At 69.6% G+C, this 20,233-nt stretch carries 17 protein-coding genes and 1 tRNA gene; 6 read left to right on the forward strand and 12 right to left on the reverse strand.

Annotated elements, in window-relative coordinates:
• Positions 1 to 20: 20 nt before the first annotated feature.
• Positions 21 to 365 carry a DUF2255 family protein gene (locus AB0383_RS22315; protein WP_364170900.1) on the reverse strand — a complete coding sequence of 115 codons (345 nt, stop codon included), beginning with the start codon at positions 363 to 365 and terminating at the stop codon, positions 21 to 23.
• Positions 362 to 1,222 (reverse strand): helix-turn-helix domain-containing protein, encoded by an 861-nt coding sequence (locus tag AB0383_RS22320; protein WP_364170898.1) that lies wholly within the window; start codon positions 1,220 to 1,222, stop codon positions 362 to 364. The genes AB0383_RS22315 and AB0383_RS22320 overlap by 4 nt, the downstream gene beginning before the upstream one ends.
• 148 nt (positions 1,223 to 1,370) lie before the next feature.
• Here AB0383_RS22320 and AB0383_RS22325 point away from each other — a divergent pair, with 148 nt between their 5' ends.
• Complete coding sequence (locus AB0383_RS22325) at positions 1,371 to 2,282, forward strand: alpha/beta hydrolase (RefSeq protein ID WP_366188419.1); 912 nt, start codon at positions 1,371 to 1,373, stop codon at positions 2,280 to 2,282.
• 64 nt (positions 2,283 to 2,346) lie between these two features.
• Here AB0383_RS22325 and AB0383_RS22330 read toward each other — a convergent pair whose 3' ends face one another.
• The 4 genes from AB0383_RS22330 to AB0383_RS22345 form a co-directional block, all read right to left on the reverse strand.
• The gene (locus AB0383_RS22330) at positions 2,347 to 2,790 is read right to left on the reverse strand and encodes a hypothetical protein (protein ID WP_364170894.1); all 444 of its coding nucleotides are present in this window, start codon (positions 2,788 to 2,790) and stop codon (positions 2,347 to 2,349) included.
• 336 nt (positions 2,791 to 3,126) lie between these two features.
• The gene (locus tag AB0383_RS22335; RefSeq protein ID WP_364170893.1) at positions 3,127 to 8,088 is read right to left on the reverse strand and encodes an AAA family ATPase; all 4,962 of its coding nucleotides are present in this window, start codon (positions 8,086 to 8,088) and stop codon (positions 3,127 to 3,129) included.
• A 194-nt stretch (positions 8,089 to 8,282) separates the two neighbouring features.
• Entirely contained in the window at positions 8,283 to 8,690 is a 408-nt protein-coding gene (locus AB0383_RS22340; protein ID WP_364170891.1) for a hypothetical protein, read from the reverse strand.
• A gap of 585 nt (positions 8,691 to 9,275) precedes the next feature.
• Positions 9,276 to 9,782 carry a hypothetical protein gene (locus tag AB0383_RS22345; protein WP_364170889.1) on the reverse strand — a complete coding sequence of 169 codons (507 nt, stop codon included), beginning with the start codon at positions 9,780 to 9,782 and terminating at the stop codon, positions 9,276 to 9,278.
• Positions 9,783 to 10,093: 311 nt separating this feature from the next.
• On the opposite strand from AB0383_RS22345, the gene AB0383_RS22350 reads away from it, so the two are divergent.
• Entirely contained in the window at positions 10,094 to 10,507 is a 414-nt protein-coding gene (locus tag AB0383_RS22350; RefSeq protein WP_364170887.1) for a hypothetical protein, read from the forward strand.
• A gap of 646 nt (positions 10,508 to 11,153) precedes the next feature.
• Positions 11,154 to 11,777, forward strand: coding sequence for a hypothetical protein (locus tag AB0383_RS22355; protein ID WP_364170885.1), 624 nt, complete (start codon positions 11,154 to 11,156; stop codon positions 11,775 to 11,777).
• 312 nt (positions 11,778 to 12,089) lie between these two features.
• On the opposite strand, the gene AB0383_RS22360 is transcribed toward AB0383_RS22355, so the two are convergent.
• A tRNA-Pro gene (locus tag AB0383_RS22360) sits at positions 12,090 to 12,163 on the reverse strand.
• A 151-nt stretch (positions 12,164 to 12,314) separates the two neighbouring features.
• Positions 12,315 to 13,490, reverse strand: a complete 1,176-nt coding sequence (locus AB0383_RS22365; RefSeq protein ID WP_364170883.1) for an alginate lyase family protein — start codon at positions 13,488 to 13,490, stop codon at positions 12,315 to 12,317.
• A 208-nt stretch (positions 13,491 to 13,698) separates the two neighbouring features.
• On the opposite strand from AB0383_RS22365, the gene AB0383_RS22370 reads away from it, so the two are divergent.
• Positions 13,699 to 14,271 carry an RNA polymerase sigma factor gene (locus tag AB0383_RS22370; RefSeq protein ID WP_364170881.1) on the forward strand — a complete coding sequence of 191 codons (573 nt, stop codon included), beginning with the start codon at positions 13,699 to 13,701 and terminating at the stop codon, positions 14,269 to 14,271.
• Positions 14,264 to 15,133, forward strand: coding sequence for a CU044_5270 family protein (locus AB0383_RS22375; RefSeq protein ID WP_364170879.1), 870 nt, complete (start codon positions 14,264 to 14,266; stop codon positions 15,131 to 15,133). Before AB0383_RS22370 ends, AB0383_RS22375 begins: the two co-directional genes overlap by 8 nt.
• A gap of 4 nt (positions 15,134 to 15,137) precedes the next feature.
• On the opposite strand, the gene AB0383_RS22380 is transcribed toward AB0383_RS22375, so the two are convergent.
• Together AB0383_RS22380 and AB0383_RS22385 are read right to left on the reverse strand one after the other, a co-directional pair.
• Positions 15,138 to 15,908, reverse strand: coding sequence for an enoyl-CoA hydratase/isomerase family protein (locus tag AB0383_RS22380; RefSeq protein ID WP_364170877.1), 771 nt, complete (start codon positions 15,906 to 15,908; stop codon positions 15,138 to 15,140).
• Complete coding sequence (locus tag AB0383_RS22385; protein WP_364170875.1) at positions 15,905 to 16,816, reverse strand: PaaX family transcriptional regulator C-terminal domain-containing protein; 912 nt, start codon at positions 16,814 to 16,816, stop codon at positions 15,905 to 15,907. Before AB0383_RS22385 ends, AB0383_RS22380 begins: the two co-directional genes overlap by 4 nt.
• Positions 16,817 to 16,948: 132 nt before the next feature.
• On the opposite strand from AB0383_RS22385, the gene AB0383_RS22390 reads away from it, so the two are divergent.
• Positions 16,949 to 18,586 (forward strand): ABC-F family ATP-binding cassette domain-containing protein, encoded by a 1,638-nt coding sequence (locus AB0383_RS22390; protein WP_364170873.1) that lies wholly within the window; start codon positions 16,949 to 16,951, stop codon positions 18,584 to 18,586.
• A 160-nt stretch (positions 18,587 to 18,746) separates the two neighbouring features.
• On the opposite strand, the gene AB0383_RS22395 is transcribed toward AB0383_RS22390, so the two are convergent.
• Both AB0383_RS22395 and AB0383_RS22400 read right to left on the reverse strand, forming a co-directional pair.
• Positions 18,747 to 19,061 (reverse strand): pyridoxamine 5'-phosphate oxidase family protein, encoded by a 315-nt coding sequence (locus tag AB0383_RS22395; RefSeq protein ID WP_366188420.1) that lies wholly within the window; start codon positions 19,059 to 19,061, stop codon positions 18,747 to 18,749.
• 122 nt (positions 19,062 to 19,183) lie between these two features.
• Positions 19,184 to 20,131 carry a methionyl-tRNA formyltransferase gene (locus tag AB0383_RS22400; RefSeq protein ID WP_366188421.1) on the reverse strand — a complete coding sequence of 316 codons (948 nt, stop codon included), beginning with the start codon at positions 20,129 to 20,131 and terminating at the stop codon, positions 19,184 to 19,186.
• Between the last annotated feature and the right edge of the window lie 102 nt (positions 20,132 to 20,233).

Here is a 20,233-nt window from a genome sequence, read left to right on the forward strand (position 1 = left end):
GTCGTTGCCGGCCGATCGCGCTACGCCGGGGTGATCCGGAGCGTCGCCGCTCGCGCGGGGGCAGTGGTGACGAGCGAAGCGGCTCCGTACTTGGCGCGGTAAGCCTCGTCGATATCGACCGGATCCTCGCCGTCGGCAGCGAACGCGACGGCGCGGCTCAGCGAGGCGATCCGGATGCAGCCCCGGTGGTGGTTCGACGCGGCCTGGAACCACCGGGACCCGGGACCACGGAACGCGCGGACGAACAGCGCGCCGTCGACGAGGACGAAACCGACCTCCACCCAGGCGTCACCGTAGGACCCCGCACTGAGCTTCAGCAAGTCCGAGGCCGAAAGTGCAGCCAGTTCCGAAGCGGTCCAGGTCATCGCTCGGCCGCTGAGTGTTCGGCGTTCCAGGACAGCAGGATGTCCAGCGCGTCGCGCGACGGGGTGCCGGGCTCGGCGGTGAGGACCATCAGGCGCTGGCCGGAGTCGTCGGGGCTGAGCCAGGTGTCGCAGTCGAGCGTGAGGTCGCCGACGAGCGGGTGCCGGTAGTTCTTGGTGCCGAAGCCCGCGCTGGTCACCCGGTGTTCGGCCCACCACGTGCGGAAGTCGCCGTCCTGCACGGAAAGCTCGCCGACCAGGCGCGCCAGCTCCGGATCCTCGGGGTCGGTGGCCGCTTCCATCCGCAGGGCGGACACGGCCACCCGAGCGTCGTTCTGCCAGTGCGGGTGGAGGGCGCGGAACGCCGGCTCGCTGAACATCAGGTGCACGTAATTGCGCCGCGCCGACGCTACCTGGGCGAAGTCGACGTACAGGGCGGTCGCCGCGGTGTTCCATCCCAGGATGTCGAGGCGTTTGCCGAGGACGATCGCGGGGGTCTCGGTGAGCTGGTCGAGCAGGCGCCGGATGGCGGGCCGCACCCGCTGGACCGTGCGACGGCGGCGCGGGCGGGCGTCGGCCTTGCCGGCGAGGTCGTAGAGGTAGGTCTGCTGGTCGTCGTCGAGCAGCAGGGCGCGTGCGAGCGTGGCCAGGACCGTCGCCGACGCCTGGACGCGGCCCTGTTCCAGCCGCGTGTAGTACTCGACGCTGATCGCGGCCAGCTGTGCGACCTCGGTGCGGCGCAGCCCAGCGACCTTGCGGCGCGTGCCGGTTTCGGGCAGCCCGACGTCGCGAGGGGTCAGCTGGGCGCGGCGCGCCTTGAGGAAGTCGCCGAGCCGCGCGCAGCCGGACGGAGTGGTCATGGGTTCATTCTGCGCCCGGCCCGCCGCGCGCAAGAGGGCCAGGATCTTGACCACCCGGAAACCCGTCTCTGGTGGCCCCGCGGATACGGCCGGATCGTGGAGCAAGGCCCCGGCACCCCGCCGGGCCCAGATTCCCAGGGAGCACCCCGTGCCGAAGATCGACGTCACCTTCGACAGCGCCGGCGTCCGGCTCGCCGGCCACCTCTACGTTCCGGCCGAGGCCGACGGCCCGAGCCCGGCCGTGATCGTCGGCCACCCCGGCAGCGGCGTGAAGGAGCAAGCCGCCGGGCTCTACGCGACCCGCCTGGCCGAACGCGGGTTCGTCACGCTGGCGTTCGACGCCGCCTTCCAGGGCGAGAGCGGCGGCGAGCCGCGCGGCCTCGAAGACCCCGCCCAGCGCGTGGAGGACTTCAAGGCCGCCGTGTCGTTCCTGACCACCCGTTCCGAAGTGGACGCCGGCCGCATCGGCGAGCTCGGCATCTGCGCGTCCGGCGGCTACGTGCTGTCAGCCACGGGCAGCGACCGCCGCGTGAAGGCCGTCGCCACGGTCAGCGGCGTCGACATCGCCCGCCAGTTCCGCCTGGGCGCCGACGGCACGCAGGACGCGGCCGTATTCGGAGGCATGCTGGACGCCGCCGCCCACGCCCGCACCGTGGCGGCCGCCGGCGAGAAGCCCGCGCCGCTCACGCTGTTCCCCGAGACGGTCGAACAGGCCCGCGCCCTCGGCGGGGAGCACGGCGCGGAGGGCTTCGAGTACTACCGCACCACGCGCGGACACCACCCGCGCTCCGCCGAGTTCCTCGACTGGACGAGCGTCGACAAGTTCGCCACGTTCGACGCCTTCGCCGCCGTGCCGCTGATCGGCCCTCGCCCGCTGCTGATGATCGTCGGTACACGCGCGATCACCGCGTGGATGAGCGTCGAGGCGTTCCAGAAGGCCACCGGACCCAAGGAACTGCACCACGTCGAAGGCGCGAGCCACGTCGACCTCTACGACAAGGAGCAGTACGTGGGCCCGGCGGTGGACAAACTGGCGGGCTTCTTCACCGAGAACCTCTGAGGGACGAGTCCACAGTGGACCTCAGCGTAGGCGCGCGAGGTGTGCCCGTCCGTGGCACCAGCAGCTAATCCGGGTGCCTTGCGGCCAGCAACGGAGGTTCACCGCCCGTTCTCACGAGTGGACGACGCTGGCGACCACAACCGTGCGCGTGCACGTCGTCGACCGTCACCTGCGGCGTACCGCAGATGAGCAGCATCTGCGGCCCCCGCCACAACGCGACGACCGCGGTGGCGGTGTCCTCGGGCCGGCTGATCGCGGCGTCCTTCCGCAGCGCGTCCGCAACGACGTCGATCCACCGGTCGCGCATCTGCGCAAGGAACTCCGGGTGCCGGCCCGGCACGCCTGCGGCCATCCCGAACCGCGCGAAGAACAGCTGCAGGTGGGGCAGCCGGGCCGGGTCCGCGATGTGCCGCCACGCCGCGTTGACCCGCTCGGCCGGCGGCCCCGCGGCAGTGAGCAGCTCGCCCAGGCGGTCGAGCGGCGAAGTGCCACCGAGGATCTCGTCCACACCGTGTACCCCAGCGCGCGCAGCAGGTCGCCGGCCAGACAGGGTAGTAGGCAAGAGGGGTTGCTCGCCCTCCAAAAGCTGCCGAACTTGCTCTTCGGACTCCGATAACTGCCCAATGGTGAGCTCTTTGGGCTCTTCGTAGACGTTGTAGAGCGCATCGGGCGAGATGGAGCAGAAGTAGTCGGCAGTTATCTCCCTGAAGATGGTTCCCGTTGATCTTGTTCGCCGTTTCGCGGCTCTTGGCGCGGCTGTCGAAAATCGAATCAGTGATTTCGCCGCCGCAGTTCAGTGACTATCGGCACGGTCAGGATCGCTAGTGTCCGCGCCCGGTACATGTCAGCCCAGGTCATGGTTCGACGGTGCCCTGGTTGGTCGGGGTGATCTCTGGTCCGGTCCCGCGAGGGGAAGGTTCACGTGCAGGGTGGTGCCCGCGCCGGGTGGGCTTTGGAGGTGGAGTCGGCCGCCGATGGCTTCGGCGCGGTCTTTGAGGCCGAGCAGCCCGGTGCCTTGGGTGAGGTCGGCGCCACCGACGCCGTCGTCGCGAACCGTGATGCGCAGGATGCCGGTGGGTGGGTCGGGATCGATGGTGACGGTGACCGAGGACGCGCGTGCGTGTTTGGCCGCGTTGGTAAGCGCTTCGGCGATGATGAAGTAGGCGCTGACTTCGATGGGTTCGGGTAGGGGTGGCAGCGGGTGCAGGTCGAGCTCGACCGGGATCGGTGAGCGGCGGGCGAGAGCGCGGACGGCCGGTGCGAGTCCGCCGGTGGCCCGGATGCCGGGGTGGAGGCCATGGGCGATTTCACGTAGCTCGTCCAGCACACCGGTGGTTTCGGTGGCGAGGTTGTCGAGTTCGGTGGTGAGGGGGCCGGCGTCGGGTGGCATTTCGGCTTGGATCGCGCGCACGCGCAGGGTGAGGGCGACCAGGCGTTGCTGGGCGCCGTCGTGCAGGTCGCGTTCGACGCGTTGGCGTGCTTGGTCGGCGGCGGTGACGATGCGGGCTCGGGAGGCGGTGAGCTGGGCGTAGAGCTGGGCGTTGTCAAGCGAGACGGCGAGTTGGCCGGCGATGAGTTTGACGGCGTCGAGCCGGTCGGTGGTGAACGCGCCGCGGATCAGGCGGTTTTCCAGCAGCAGCGCGGCTCGTAGGGTGGCGCGGCTGAGGATGGGTACGGCCAGTAGCGAGCAGCCGGGGAGGTCGGTGAAGCACGGGTCGCGGGCGAAGCGTTCATCGTGGGTGACGTCGTCGACCACCAGTGGTGTTTCGGTCCGGCGGAGGTAGCGCAGCACCGACATCGGCACCGCGCGGTCGTCACCAGGGGTGCCCGTGGGTTCGGGCAGCAACCAGTTCTGCAGTTCGTCGCTCCACAGCAGCAGGCGGACGCCGGTGGCCCCGGTCATCGCGCTGAGCACCTCGACGACTCGCGTGTGCAGGCGCTCGATGCTGGTCTCGGAACTCAGTGCCTGGGACGCGGAGAGAATGCCGAGCAGGTCGAGGGTGCCCGTGGTAACCGCGCCGGGTTGGTTCAGCAGCTCGCCGGGCTGGTTCACGGCCGGTCCGAGGCTCGCCTCGAAGTGTCGTCGCAGGGTGGGGTAGGCCCAGTCGAGTTGGGTGACCTTGGCGCTCGCGCCCCAGGCGGCGTAGTGCCGACGGGCCTGGGCGAGCAGTTCGCGACCGGCGTGGTCCAGGCCGCGGGCCAAGTGGAAGCGTGCGGCGCGCTCGGTGATCAACGCACGGTGCCAGGGCCGGGAGCGGCGGGAGACCTCGCTGCGGGCCGCGTCGAACGCCAGCTCGGCGGCCTGCACATCACCCGCCGCCCAGGCCCGCTCGGCCTCCACCCACCGCAGCAGGTGCAGGAAGTTGTCCGGGGCGTCCGCGGCGCGGGCCGCCAGCCAGCTTGTCACCTCGTCGAGGTCGGACAGCAGCGCGGCGCGTTCGTCGCCGTCGGCCGCGCGGGCCCGCTCGGCGAGGGCCAGCCCGTGCAGCGCGCGGACCACGGCGGCGGGGTAGAAGCCGGCGACAACCGGGAGCAGCCGCATTCCCGCCGCACTCTCTCGGACCAGACCGGCCAGATCCCCCGAGACGGCGGCGGCGATCGCGCGGGCGAGATACGCGTGGAGAAGCGCGAGCGGGTTGTCGGTGAACCGGTCGAGGGTGATCGGGTCGGCAGGGCTCTCGCCGCAGAGCACGTCGGCCAGCCAACGGTAGGTCTCGAGTACCTGTCCGGTCTGCTCGTTGCCGGTCCGGTGGACGAAGTTCAGCCCACCGTCGACCTCGGTGAGGAGGCTTTCCAGCGAGGGGGCGCAGTCCGCCAGGGACCGCACTGTCAAGAGGTAGGTGTAGCTGGCGTTCGTCAGATCGCCCCCGGCGATCAGCCCCTCCCGGGCCCGCTGGGCTTCGTGGACTGCGTTCTCGATCGGCTCCAGCCAGCAACTGAGGAGGGCGGACCTGTGGCGCGCCCGCGAAGTGCCGGGCTCGGCGCCGCGGGCCTCGGCCCACGCCAGGAGCCGCCGTGCCGCCCGGTATCCGCCGACGTAGTCGCCGCGCTGCGCGACGGCGCAGTAGGCAGCGGCGCCGGCGGGTCCGAGCAAGGCGGGGCAGGGGCCGTGCTCGATCCAGATCCGCAAGCCTTCCAGTCCGACCCACGCGACCGAGGCGTAATCGGCGGCGAAGTAGGCCGCCAGGAAAGCCGCGTCCAGCACGTGGGACGCAGCCAGGAGCACGGAGTCGGTGAGGTCCGGCCGGGCCAGGTCGTCGGCGGGTTCGCTGTGCTCCAGCCAGTGGTGCAGGAGGGCGAACCGCCGGTCGATTTCGGTGGGGAGCCGCTCCGCCGACGGGACGACGAGCCCGTACTCTCGCAGCGACTGCAGGCTCAGGCGGATCGCCTCCCCGAACCGGCCCTGGTGGCTGAGGCTGCGCACGTGGATCGCGGTCGGGCCCGCGCGGTCCAGCGTGCTCGGGCAGACCCGTTCGATCTCCCGGTACTCCTCGTCGGCCTCCACCAGGCGGCCCAAACTGAACAGCGCTGCCTGCCGGGCCGTGCGCAGCTCGAGCGCCAAGGCGGTCTCCGCGGGGTCGACCACCTGCAACGCGGCCACCAGGAGCGCGTTCACCAGCGTGTGATCGCCGATCAGCGCAGCCTGACCGGCCGCGCGCTGCAGCAGCTCGGTCACCTCTCGCCGCTCCGCGAGGTCCTCGACCGCGTCGAGCACCGGCAGGTACTGCTCGGCGGCGACCGCGAACAGGCCGGGTGCTCCTGCCAGCCGTCGTGCCATGGCCAGTTGCAAGGCGCTTCGCCGCCGGCGACTGAGCCCGCGCAGGATGGCGTCGCGGATGCGGTCGTGGCGGAACCGCACGGCGCCGCGTTCCAGCAGGAGGAGACCCTCATCGGTTGGCGGGGTCAGGCGCTGTGCCACCACGTTCGCCGGCTCGCCGGTGGCGGTCTGCAGCACCTCTGTCTCGACTTGCCCACCCAGGCAGGCGATCGCCTCCACCAGCTGCCGCGAAGGCGGCGGCAGGGCCCGGATCCGCGACGTCAGCAGGTGGCCGCCCTCCGCCGGGCCCAGGTGGGCGCGCACCGCTGCGGGGTCCCATTGCCATCCCGCGGAGGTCGCGGTGAGGACGGCGTGGTGAGCCAGCGCGGTGAGCAGCTGCACGGTTTCGAAGGGGTTGCCGCGCGTGCTTGGCGCGATCACCTCGACCAGGCCCGCCGCCGCGGCTGCGTCGGCGTGCAGCATTTCGGCGACCAGGGCGATCAGGCTTGAGGTGGGCAGGTTCTCCAGCTGCAGGTACCGCACGCCGGGCCGGTCGCGTGATCGCGACAGCGTCGGTGGCTGTGCCGTTTCCTCATCGTTGCCTCGGTGCACGCCCATCAGCAGCAGGCCGGGGATCGGGTCGGTGTCGAGCAGGAGATCGACGAAGCCGAGCGGGCCGGGGCCGGCCCATTGCAGGTCGTCGAGGAACAGCAGCACCGGCCGGTCCGCGGAGGCGATCGAGCGCAGAAGCTGGACGCTGTTGTGCTGCGCGCGCACTTGTGCGGTGAGCGGGTCGCCGGGGTCGGGCGGCACGGCCAGAAGCGCGGCGAATTCCGGCACGATCGCGGTGAGCAGGCCCGCGTTCGGGCCGATCGCGGCGGTGATCCGATGCCGGAGCTGGGCCAGCTCGCTCTCCGGCTGGGCCAGCAGCAGCCGACCCAGCGCGCGGAACGCCTGGAACACCCCGTCGAATTCCAGGTCGCGCCGGTATTGGTCGAACTTGCCGGCCAGGAACCAGCCACCTCGGCTGGTGACCGCCGGGCGTAGCTCGTGGACCAGCGCCGTTTTGCCGACTCCGGCCGCGCCGCCGATCAGCACTCCCCGGCACTGGCCCGCCAGCGCGTCCTCGAACGCCGCCTGCAACGCGGTCACCTCGGTATCGCGCCCCACCAGCCGGGCCGGGGCGACGGGCCGGCGCGGGAAGTCGTGGTGCCCGATCCGGATCGGTTCCGTGGCTCGCCCGGCCGAGGCGTCGCGCAACCGTTCCAGGTCCTCGATGACACCCTCCGCGGTCTGGTAGCGGTTGTCCGGCTCCTTTTCCAGCAGGTGCAGGATGATCTCGGACAGCGGCGAGGGCAGGGCCGGGTTCACCTCGACCGGGGGTGCAGGCACCCGGGCCAGGTGGTCGTGGACCAGGCGCAGCGGGTCCCCAGAGCCGAACGGCGGCGCGCCCGTCGCCAGTTCGTAGAGCGTGGTCCCCAAGGCGTAGAGGTCGCTGCGTTGATCGACCGGACGGCCGGTCCGCCCGGTTTGCTCGGGCGCGAGGTAGGCCAGTGTTCCGACGATGTCGCTGCGGCCGGGGGAGGGGGGAGGGGGGTCGGTGAGGGAGGTGGCCAGCGCGAAGTCGAGCAGGCACGGAGTGCCGTCGGGGGAGAGCACGATGTTCGCGGGGGTGATGTCGCGGTGCAACACCCCGCGCCGGTGCATCGCCGCCACGGCTCGGGCCACCCCGAGCCCGACCCCGAGCAGGACGTCGACGGGAAGTGGCTCCGCCCGTCCGGCCAGGCTTCGGCCGCCCGCGTCCGCCAGCACGATCGACCCCGCATAGCGTGGCGCGTCCAGCAGCTGTGCGACATTCGGAATCCCGCGAAGCCGTTCCAGCATCGCGCGCTCGTGCCGCAGCCGCTTGGGTGCGTCCGGGCCCAGCGGCTGCTTGCACACCACGGTCCGCTTCCCGAGGGACACTCGGCAGACGCGCGTGCGCCCGGTCTCGCTCAGCACGGCAACCTGGGCGGACGAACCGCGCCCCGGCAGCCCACCAGTGTCCATCCGACACCTCCACGACCCACCGCGACTCCTGCCTACACCTGTTCCAGCGGGATTACGACCCCTCGTACGAAGGTGAATCAATTTCTTGTTCGTCGCTCTTTCCGAGTTCGCCATTCCGCCGTATCCCGGATGCCGGACGGAACCAAACTTCGGTAACGAGCTCACCCAGCGTGAAACTCCGAGGGTTTCGGAAATCAAGCGCGTCTTGACAGGTCCGTAAACGAAGCCGGTTCCGTGAGCCCCGACGAGGACGCGCGGTGGTACATGCCGTGGCGGGTACCCATTGGCGGCTCTCGCGCGAGTGGCGGCACGAGCTCGGCGCGCGCATCGACGCCCATAACGAGCACATTGCCGTCGAGGACGCGCACCGCGACGTCACCGGCGAGCACGACCTCACCGAAGTGGCCAAGCAGCAGGCCGCGGACCTGGCGGCACTGCACCAGTGTGACGAGGTCGCAACCTTGCTTCAGCCAGCCCGGCCGCCTCGTCAGCCAGTACGGCACCGGACGACGCTGGAGTAGCTTCGCCGCTGCCGGCGACTCCTCCAGGATCGTTTCCTTGATCGCCGACTCGAACCGCTGCGTGACCGGGGTGTCCGCCATGTGCCACTTCCCAGTGGCCGGTCGCACCGACGCGGTCGCCAACCAACCCAGCGGCACGTCTGCTCTACACCGAAGCGTGCCCATGACGGCGGGATCTTGTCGAAATCGCTGCCCGTCAGCTCCGATGCTGTCGATGGCGACACCAGGCACTGACAAAGAACTGTTACCGAGCAGGGGATATGTGGGCCGAAAGCGTGATTCCGTGTGGGCCGGAGAGGCGAAAAGAAAATGATATGTCCTCGCCGGACTGGCAGGTCTCCAGGATGGTCGAGAAGAGCAGGACGGTTGCGTTCGTGTGTGCCTGTCGTCCATCCCGTCGACCTCCACAAGGGCTATCAGGTCTGTCAAGGGGACCGCAGGCACGCTCACAACAGGTGGAAGGTGCCCCCTTGACAGACCTGATCGGGCTGGCGCCAGGTCGACGGGATGGACGAAGAGCCCCACTTATACGTGGTTGAGAAGCGGCTGGTGCCGAGGGTGCGGGGCAGCGGCTTTGGTCATTACCTGGCGCGCAACAAAGGAAGACGAGTAGTATGCGGGAACCCCGACACCTCTCGTCGAGGCGTGAATTCCCCGGAGCGTCGTTCACATCCACTCTCGCGACGCCAGCAGGGTCGCCAGATCTGGAAGGATTTCTTCGACGATGCCGCGGTACGGGGGATATTGCAGATTGATGAAAACGTACTGCTCGAGCGCGTACTGTGTGGCGTCTCGATCAGGGTGTTCGGCGTGATAAGCCTCCCAGACAACCATCAGCTGGGCCGCGACCCGATCTCTGGTGTGAGGGTAGGCTTCCAGCGTTGGCTCCATCACGGGGTACCACAGGGCGTCCGGGGCGATGCTGCCGACCAGCATCATGAGCTCGCGGCCCGCGTCCATCGCGTCTTCGACCTCTCGAGCGATGTGCTCGGCCAGGATCGGGCGGGTCTCGGGCAGGCGCATCCACATGAGGTCGCCGAGCATGCCCAGGCTCCATGGCATCGGCACGTCAGCATCACCGTGTTCGGGAAACGCTGCGTCCACCGGACTGTCCCGGCGGGCCTGGAAGGAGCGCCCGCCTGGCAGTTCCACACGTCGCCATGTATCGTTCATGCTGGCATCTTATCGGAGTCACTCGCGCCGATCAGGCACACGCTACATTTGTGGAATGTTCCGACGTGGGGGATAGTCATCTTCGCCATCTTGTATGTATGTGCCTTCATATTCGCCATAACGAAACTTGTTCAACGACGTGGGGAAGAATGTTGGCATGAGACTTCTTGGCAGCCTTCCAAAACTTCGATACCGAACATCGAAAGGTTGTCGGTGTAGGATGAACGGGGCCGCTCTGCGAGCGCGGATCGTGTTGCGTTGTGCCGTGGCGAATCGATCTTCGACACCATGAATTAAAAGGACATGACTCAATGTGGAACGACACCATCGAACTTGCCCGGGAGTATTCGCGGCAGGCTGAACACGTAGACCCCTCTGAAACCTGGACGCCACAGGATTGGGACCGCGCTTCCGATGCGCTTCTTAGGTTGGTGAAGGCTGAAACCCCCGCATACCGCCTCGGTGAGGTATTGCGTTACGACGTCGGGCTCAGTCTCCCAGTGAATGTGGTCAAGACGACATACGAAAGACTCTTCGCGCTCGGGGTCAAGGATGTGCGCTCCAGGCTCTGTTATGCCCGGTACCTCCTGATGCACGGTCCCGATTGGGACCAAGAGGCCCGGGAAATCCTCGGCCAGCTCGAGGAGCCGGCGCGACAAGCTGGTGTCTGGAATGCTGACTTTCTGGGACATCACCCAGTCTTCTATGAAGACACGCCCAGGTAGGGGTTGCCTTGGAGGCGAGCGACGTGGAGCACTCCCTGACCGACATGCGACAGGGTGGGCGATCGGGCAGCGAACTGAGGCAGCGGTACCTCCACGCTGATCTCGCCTCGATCCCGGGATGCCTCGACCTGCTGGCGTGGACGATCAGCAGGCCGTGGAGCATGACGTACTGGGGGACTCCCGGTGACAGGGCTGTGCGCTCTCAGCAGCGGTGACCTCGTCGTCGCCGGCGGTGCGGGGGATCTGGCGCTCGTCTCCGTGCGCACTGACGCCGCGAATGCGGAAGCGTTGAACGGTGGTGCGATGCGAGACGCCGTCATAGCTTTTGTGGACGCCACGTCCGAGGTTCCCGACGATGGCGTTTTGTGGGACCAGCTCGTCACGACCGACGGAACCCGCGCGTGGGCGGCAGACGACCTAGCAACCGTGACCACTGCAACCACGACCGACCCGACCTGGCTACAACTCCAAGCCATCCTCAACACCCGCCACCAACGCGATGCGCAGCCGGGGGCGCGTTCCCCCCACAGCGCGACATCACCGCCTGCAATCACGCTAGGCGATGCACATCAGATGGCGGAAGTCTGTCGCACATCACCGGTCGGATCACAGGTTTCATGCCAGAGACCCAGCAAGAGAGCGTCTGATGGACAGCTATGACCGCCGCCGGTTCCACACCTTCGGCTTCGAACCGAACTACACGGTCGAGGTGGACCCGCCGTTCCCGCCTGACGGGACCTGGGATTGCCCGATCGTCGAGGTGGACACCGACGGCCGGGCGCACCCGCGCGCGGTGTTCGAATCTCGGACGGCCTTGATCGCGCGAGTCGAGCCCGCGGAGGGGCCAGCGTGGCTCGGTATGTTCGCCAACGGCGGGCTCGGTCAAGTCGATGAGACCTTCGCCTGCCCCGGGCCCGGGCAGCTGTGTGTGGTCGCGGAAGGGATGGCCTACCTCATCCGCGTCGATTCGCCGATCGACGGTGCCGTCATCGTCCAGGACCAGGTGCAACACGTAGTCGCCGACGAGGAACACCAGCTTCTGCTGCTGGCCAATGACCTCGACTTGGTAGCAGTCGGCGTCAATGGCCTGGCATGGCAATCGCCTCGGCTGGCTCTCGACGGCCTCAGCATCACGGGCGCGGACTCCGAGGGCATCCACTGCCACGCGTGGCTTGGTGATCACGATGGATCCACCGAACTCGTCACGGTCGATCCCCGTACGGGGCAGGTGGCAGCCGGTCCAGTGCTTCCCGATCAGCTGCGGTACTGACCGCCCAACAGTGGATCAGGTCAGAAGCGGTAAAGTCTACGGTGTGCAACCCGTGCGTCGCGCGGCTGTGCGGGCACAGCGGGATGGCGGTGACTGGGCAGGTCTGCAGGCGCCAGATTCGGCCGGTGATGGTTGAGGCTGCGACGGCGATGGACGGCATCGTGGGCAGAAGGGTCCGGGCACCGTAGTCAGGCACTTAGTCAGGCATGTCCCCAAATGGTCCCCAGCGGGGATCATGACCGCGATGACCCATGAACGCAAAAGGGACGCTTGAGCTGCGGTTTTACCGCTCAAGCGTCCCTTTTGTCCCGGTCGGGCTGACAGGATTCGAACCTGCGACCCCTTGACCCCCAGTCAAGTGCGCTACCAAACTGCGCCACAGCCCGGACCCGTGCTCCCCGGAGGTGCTCCGTGAAGCGCGATGTGAGTACTGTAGCGGGTCGCGATCGGGGGGTTGCAGGGAGGTCCATATTTGCGGCCTGAGCAGCGGAAACCCCGGCCACAGAGGGTGAACCCCGGGGCGTCGACCACCCAACCTCAGTTCGGGTTCTCAGCGTGCGTCAACGTCTGCCAGGCGACGAACAGGTTGTTCGTCCCCGCCGGGCGTTGGCGTTCCGTCAGGGCTTGGGTGTTGGTCATGGCGATGCCGAGGCGCCCATGCAGCGCGTTGTAACCCACCTCCGTCACCGGGCCCAGGCCGAGGTTCAACGAGCCGCCGCAGAGGTTCGAGGGGACTGCGGCGCCGAGTTCGTACTTGGATTGGAAGCCGAGGGCCTGGCGGAGGCGTTCGCCGATGTCGGTGCCGTAGAGGTCTTGGCCCTGGATGCGCGAGGTTTCGGCGACGTCGGCGATGGAGGCGATGCCGTAGCCCGTGTGGACGAAGTCGCGGCAGGTTTCCTGGGTGAGGCCGGTGGTGAAGGTGGACTGTTTCTGCCAGTAGTTGACGATTTGGTCGCGGGTGGACAGTCCGCTGCCGGGCACCGTTTTCGGGAGGGCGCCGTCCGAAGACAGATACACGTACGCCGCGACGCGGTTGCGGTAGCGGGTCATGGCGGAGTCGTAGCTGGACTTGTCGTCGAGGAACACGGAGATGCCGACGGCGGCCTCGGTCATGACGAGCTCCCAGTTGCCGTTGCTGTTGGAGCCGGCCAGGAGCTTGGGCAGGTAGACGTTGCGCAGCATCGTCGCGAAGCGGCCGGCGTTGGGCCAGCTCGTGTAGGTCGACTTGATGAGCTCCGCGGCGCGCGACCACGACGCGCCGGCCCAGCCCGTCTGCAGGGGTGCGTTGCTGTTGGTGTGGCTGGTGATCGTCGCGGACCACGCGTCCATCAACGCGATGGCCTTCTGTGCGTAGCGCGCGTCCTGCGTGATGTACCAGGCCAGGGCGTCGGTGTAGGCGGCGATGGCGTCTTCGCGTTCGTCGGTGCAGCCGTTGTTCGGGTTGGAGTACGAGCCGCACTCCACGACGGCGCGGGGTTTCGCCGTGCGCGTGAGCGAGGCGTACTTACTGCCCATCATCTGGTCGTACGCGCTCTTCCACGGCTGCGCGCCGGCGTTCACGTTGGCGCGCACGAAGTCCAGCTGCGGACGGCTCACGAGCACGCCCGGGTGGGTGAACGTGGCCGGAGCGGCGGAGACCGGTGCCGCCAGCAGTCCCAGAGCAACGGGGATCGTCGCGACCAGCGACGCGAGTTTTCGGGCCCGAAAGGACATGGCTCTCCTCGGTGAGGGGGAAGGGAGGTCGTCGTCGATCTCGATCACCGGTGAGCGCTGCGCACCAGTGTCATGGTCCAGACCACCTCACGTCAAGCAGGAACGTGGACATAATTCGCATTCGAAAAACGTGTTCAGCCCGCTGAATGAACTCGAATGGCGGCTTCTGCGGATAACCCGTGACACTGCATCCGAGAAGGGGTGATCGATGGACGACGCGGGGGTGATCGGCCGGTCCGTGGCCGAGCCCGACCTGTTCGCCGCCATCTTCGACCGGCACGCACCGCACATCCACCGCTACCTCGCGCGGCGGCTGGGCCGGGACGTGGCCGACGACGCGCTGGCGGACACGTTCCTGGTCGCGTTCGGCAAACGGGCTCACTACGACGGCACCCGGTCCGACGCGCGGCCGTGGCTCTACGGCATCGCGACCAACATCGTGAGCCGCCACCGCCGCGACGAGGTGCGCCAGTACCGCCTGCTGCGCGCAGTCGGCCCGCAGGCCGCGGTCGACGGGCACGCCGACCGCGTGGCCGTGCAGGTCAGTGCCCAGGCCCGCGGGCCGGAACTCGGCGCGGCGCTGGCGGCCCTCAACGCCAAAGACCGCGACGTCGTGCTGCTCATCGCCGCCGAGCAGCTCTCCTACGAGGAGGTCGCCCAGGCGCTGGGAATACCCGTCGGGCCCGTGCGGTCCCGGCTCAACCGCGCCCGCCGCCAGTTGCGCGCCGCCCTCGGCGGTGCCGAACACCCCGACGTGAAGGAGGTTCCGTCCCATGGATGAGCTGCGGCTGGTCCGCGACCGCGCGGCCGACGTCCCGCTGCCCGACCTGGCCGAGCTGGGCGCCGCCCGCGCCCGGCTGCTCTCGGCTGCCGCGAGCGAACCTCGCCGCAAGACCGGGAAACGCCTTCGGCGGGCCGGTGCCGCGACGCTGGGGCTCGCGGCGGCCATCACCGCCGTAGTCTCGTTCGCGCCCACCGGAGACGGACCGCTGACCCCTCCGCAAGCGGCCGCCGACCCCGTGCGCGTGCTGCACGGCGCCGCGGCCGAGGCCCTGAAGCTGCCCGACACGCCGCCGCGGCCTGACCAGTTCGTGTACGTCAAAACGCAGTACGCCTACAGCGACCGCGAAGCCTGGATCTCCGCCGACGGCAAGCACGACGGTTACGTCAAGCAGGACGGCCAGGCCTTCCCCTTGCCGGCCTGCGTCGACGGCGAGTACCGCGTCGAGGGCGCCAACAACCCGGCCGCCAACGGCACGGAAGAACCGTGCGTCGTGGTGCCGGCGTACCGGACCGACCTGCCGACCACCACCGCCGCGATGATCGGCTACCTGAACAAGAACCACAGCGGCGACGCCGGCGACGTGAACGCGATGGGCAAGGACGTGCAGATGCTCGTCGGCGAGACCTACCTGCCGCCGCAGACGAAGGCCGCCCTGTTCGACGCCGCCGCCAAGGTGCCCGGGCTGCAGGCCGTGGACCACGTGACCGACGCGGCGGGCCGCCCGGGCGTCGGCATCACCTGGCCCGGCAACGGCGTGACCCTGGTCTTCGACGCGAAGACCTTCACCTACCTCGGCACCACGCAGGGCGCCGTGGTCGGCTACGGAATCGTCGACCACGTGGGGCAGCTGCCGCGCTGAGGCCTCAGCGGCCGGTGAAGCTCGCCTTGCCGGGCCCTTCGGTGAGGAACGACTTCACCGCGCCGCGCAGGTCGTCGGTGTCGAACAGCTCGGCGGCGATCGCGGTGACGTGGGCGTTGGCCTCAGGCACACCACCGTGCTCGAAGTGCGCCAGCACACGTTTGGTGGCCGCGTGCGCCCGGGTGGGGCCTTCGGCCAGCCCGCGCGCGAAGGAGCGCGCCGCGGCGTCGAAGCCCTCGTCGGGCAGCACGCGGTTCACCACGTTCCAGCGTTCGAGCGTCTCGGCCGAGTAGGTGTCGCCGGTGAACACGAACTCCTTGGCGCGGGCCACTCCCGCGCGGGCGGCGAGGCGCTGGGTGCCGCCCATCGTCGGCGTCAGGCCCACCACCTTCTCCACGAGCCCGAACTTGGCCCGCGAAGCGGCCAGCAGCAGGTCGCACGCCACGGCGACCTCGAACGCCCACGTGAGGCACAGGCCGTGCGCGGCGAACACCGTGGGGAACGGCAGCGCGGCGATGCGGTCGGGCACTGTGAGCAGCTCGTCGAAGAACACCTTCGCCTCGGCCGGCGAGCCCTGCGCGTCGAACAGCGCGACGTCCACGCCACCGCTGACGACGCGGCCCTCGGCCCGGATGAGCAACGCCCGCGCCGGCTGGGCTTCCAGGGCGGCGACGGCTTCGAGCAAGTCGCGTTGCAGCGAAGCGGTGTAGAGGTTGAGCGGCGGCGCGTCGATCGTCAGCACCGCCAGGCCGTCTTCGCGGTCGAGCCGGGTCACGCGTTCTCCTCGTTGTCCAGCAGCTTGTCCCAGTACGCCTGGGCCGCGGGCCGCCATTCCACGTGCTTTCGGTGGAACAGCTCGCTCGCCTTGCGCCCGCTCCACTCGGCGGGCAGCAGCTCGGCCGGCAGCCGCGGGTCGAGGAACGGGAAGCGCCGCCATTCGTGCACCAGCTCGGTCTGCGCGCGCAGGACGGCCGGGTCGCCCGTGGGGCGCAGGCCGGTGAAGCGGTCGATGAAGTCCTCGTAGCTGTCGGTCAGCTCCGAGAGGTCCCACGACCGCTCGACCATGCTCTCCTGCTCGCCGACCTCGCCGTATGCGGCCGTGAACGACATCGCCTGGGCGTCGAGCTGCAGCTCCGCAACGATCTGCTGCGCTTCGTGCTGCCGGCCCGGGTCCGGGCTCACCCACACGCCGGCGACGGGCGAGCCGAACCCGGCCCACGTCAGGCGCGTGCGCAGCCGGTGGCGCAGGTCCCGTTTGGCCTCGGGCACCGACACGATCAGCATCAGCCAGCGGCCCTCCCACGCGACGGCCTCGCGCCCGAACGCGTAGATCCGCTCCGCGCCTTCGGTGAGCAGCCGACGGCCGGGCGGCGTGAGCGACCAGCGCACGCGCCGGCCGACGCGTTCGGACACCAGCCAGCCCTCGGCGGCCGAGCGCGCGAGTGCCTGGCGCGCCGACTTCTCCTCGATGTCCAGTATCCCCAGCGCCTCGACGAGCATGGACGTCCACACGGGACGGTCGCGGGGCAGCACGTACTCGCCCAGCACGGTCATCAACAGGGACCGGGCACTCGCGTGGCTGACCTCGCGGCGCCTGCTGACCGTCGGCCGCGGCGCCGCCGAGCGGGGTTCCCGCTGCTTCGTGCGCTGGCCGAGCGTGACCGACGTGGCGGGTTCCGCCATCGCTTTCACCGACCTCACTGCTCCGTGGTACGTAACCCGCCCAGGCTACCCACGTTCAGTGACCGAGACGACACTCGACACACTGGGAGCGCGTCGGCGGCGCGGAGCGGCACCCGTAGAATCAGCCGGGAAATGAGCGCAACACTCGTCGCGAAGGGCCTGGCCTCCGGCCACGGCGACCGCATCCTGTTCTCCGGCCTCGACCTGGTCGTCGCTCCCGGCGACGTCGTCGGGCTGGTCGGCGTCAACGGCGCCGGCAAGTCCACGCTGCTGCGCACCCTCGCGGGCCTGCAGCCGCCCGAGTCGGGGGGGATCCGGCTGAACCCGCCGACGGCCACCGTCGGTCACCTCCCGCAGGAGCCGGAGCGGCGGCCGGGGGAGTCGGTGCGGCAGTTCCTCGCGCGGCGCACCGGGGTCGCCGAAGCGCAGCGTGAACTCGACGCCGCCACCGAAGCGTTGACCGAGGGTGTCGCCGGCGCCGACGACACGTACGGGACGGCCCTCGACCGTTGGCTCGCCCTCGGCGGCGCCGACCTCGACGACCGCGCGGGCGAGGTCGCCGCGGAGCTGGGGCTGGCCGTGGACCTCGACCAGCCGATGGTCTCGCTGTCGGGCGGGCAGGCCGCGCGCGCCGGGCTCGCGTCGCTGCTGCTGAGCCGGTACGACATCTTCCTGCTCGACGAGCCCACCAACGACCTCGACCTCAACGGCCTCACCCGTCTCGAGCGGTTCGTCACCGGCCTGCGCGCCGGCACGGTGCTCGTGAGCCACGACCGCGAGTTCCTCGCCCGCACCGTGGACCGCGTGGTGGAGCTGGATCTCGCGCAGCAGCAGGTGAACACGTTCGGCGGCGGCTACGAGTCCTATTTGGAGGAACGCGCCGTCGCGCGCCGCCACGCGCGCGAGGACTACGAGGAGTACGCCACCACTCGCTCCGCGCTGGAGGCGCGCGGGCAGATGCAGCGCTCGTGGATGGAGAAGGGCGTCAAGAACGCGCGGCGCAAGCAGACCGACAACGACAAGGTCGGCCGTAAGTTCCGCAGCGAGGCCACGGAGAAGCAGGCGTCGAAGGCGCGCCAGACCGAGCGCATGATCGAGCGCCTGGAGGTCGTGGACGAGCCGCGCAAGGAGTGGGAGCTGCGCATGGAGATCGCGGCGGCCCCGCGTGCCGGCGCGGTCGTCGCTACGCTGCGGGGTGCCGTCGTGCACCGCGGCCCCTTCACGCTCGGTCCCGTCGACCTCCAGGTGGACTGGGCGGACAAGGTCGCCATCACGGGCGCCAACGGCGCGGGCAAGTCCACGCTGCTGGCCGCCCTGCTCGGCCGGCTGCCGCTCGATGAGGGCAGCGCGGCGCTCGGCCCCGGCGTCGTCGTCGGCGAGGTCGACCAGGCGCGCCGGCTGTTCCTCGACGACGTCCCGCTGGCCGACGCGTTCGCGCGCGAGGTCCCGGAACTGCCCGACGCCGAGGTCCGCACGCTGCTCGCGAAGTTCGGCCTCAAAGCCGCGCACGTGCTGCGCCCCGCGGCCACGCTCTCGCCGGGCGAGCGCACGCGCGCCGCTCTCGCGTTGCTGCAGGCGCGCGGGGTGAACCTGCTCGTGCTCGACGAGCCCACCAACCACCTCGACCTGCCCGCGATCGAACAGCTCGAGTCCGCTTTGGACCGTTACCCCGGCACACTGCTGCTCGTGACCCACGACCGCCGCATGCTCGACGCCGTCTCGGTCACGCGGCGTTTCGAAGTGGTGGACGGGAAAGTCACCGAGTCCTGACGCGTCAGCCGGCCACGGCGTAGGGCGGAAGGCTTGTCAGGTCGCGCGAAACACCGCGGCGGCGAGTGAAGCCCGTTCTGCCGTCGCGAGCCGTGTCCGGCGCGGCGGCGGATCGGCCGCGCGCGAGCGTGCCGCGCGACGTTCCGGTGATCGAGACGCGTCAGCCGGCCACGGCGTCGACCCCCGTGGTGTGCGACGGGTGGACCACCACGAGGACCTTGCCCGGCGAGGTGGCGTAGCCGACGAACTGGTCCACTCCTTCGGCGGGCAGGTAGCGGCGCGCGATGAGTTCCGAACCGCTACGTACACGTGCGGGGTCGGTGACGATCTCGGCCGTCCCGTTCACCGAGACGGCGGCGAACCAGACGGGGACGGCGTGCGGGCGGCCGTCGGCACGGACGGTGACGAAGATGGCGCTGCGGCTGCCTTCGATGAGGAAAGTGCGGGCGCGTTCGGCGGACATCGGGGTGGCCATCTCGGGTTCCTCCAGTGGTCGGGCCCGGCGCGCTCAAGCCGGGTCACGGTTGCGGCCACCGTAACCCGGCGCACCGACAAAACCGGCTCACCCGGCAGTTTCAGCCGATCGCCAAAACGCGCTCACGGCCGGTCGGTGAGGTATCCGCCCATCGTCGTGAAGTAGTCGGCCGCGGCCAGCTCCGTGCCGTCCTCCGTGCGCACGCGTTCCACCAGCAGGCCGGGGGAGTGACCGCGCCGCGCCGCGGGACCGGCGACGATCACCACGCCGTCGCCCTCCTTGATGAAGATGCGGCCCGGCGTGCCGCCGTAATGCCCGGCCGACACCGACGCCCGCACGATCCGCAGCCGCGCCCCGCGGTGGTAGGCGAACGCGTTGGGGTACGGGTCGGACTGCGCCCGCACCAGCCGTTCGATGTCCGAAGCGGGCCACGTCCAGTCGATCAGACTGTCGCGTGGCGCGCGTTTGTGGAAGAAGCTCGCCTTCGACCGGTCCTGGGCGATCGGCACCACGGTGCCCGTCTCGATGAGCGAGAGCGCCTCCGCGACGATCGGCTCGATGAGATCCACCGTGCGGTGGAACAGATCCGTGGTCGTGTCCTTCGGGCCGACCGGCACCGCGCGCTGCACCACGATGTCGCCGGCGTCGAGCTCCGCGTTCATCATGTGGGCGGTCACGCCGACCTCGGGTTCGCCGTTGACCAGCGCCCAGACCAGCGGCGAGAACCCGGCGTACGCGGGCAGCAGCGAGTCGTGGACGTTGAGCGTGCCGTGCGGCGGCAGGTCGAAGATCTCCGGCGGCAGCCAGGTCCGCCAGTTGTTCGCGACGATCAGCTCCGGCTCCGCGGCCTTGAGCTCCGCCAGCAGCTCCGGGTCGTCGGGGCGGTTGCGCAGCAGGGCGCGGATTCCGTGGGCCTCGGCGAGCTCGGCCACCGAATCGTCCCAGATCTTCTCGTACGCGTGGTCGCTCTTGGGGTGCGTGACCACGAGGACGACCTCGTGACCAGCGTCGATGAGGGCCCGCAAGGTGCGGTGCCCCCAGGTCTGGTAGCCGAACATGGCCACGCGCATCGGCGAATCCCTTTCACGGTCGAGGGGACGAACATCACCCACAAGGTACTAGCTGAGCCTCTCCTAAGTTAGGTTAGGGTTTCCTGAGCTTTTCGAGTGGAG

Origin of the sequence: Amycolatopsis sp. NPDC051373 (assembly GCF_040689465.1) — a bacterium.
In the GTDB taxonomy this organism is placed as follows: Bacteria; Actinomycetota; Actinomycetes; order Mycobacteriales; family Pseudonocardiaceae; genus Amycolatopsis.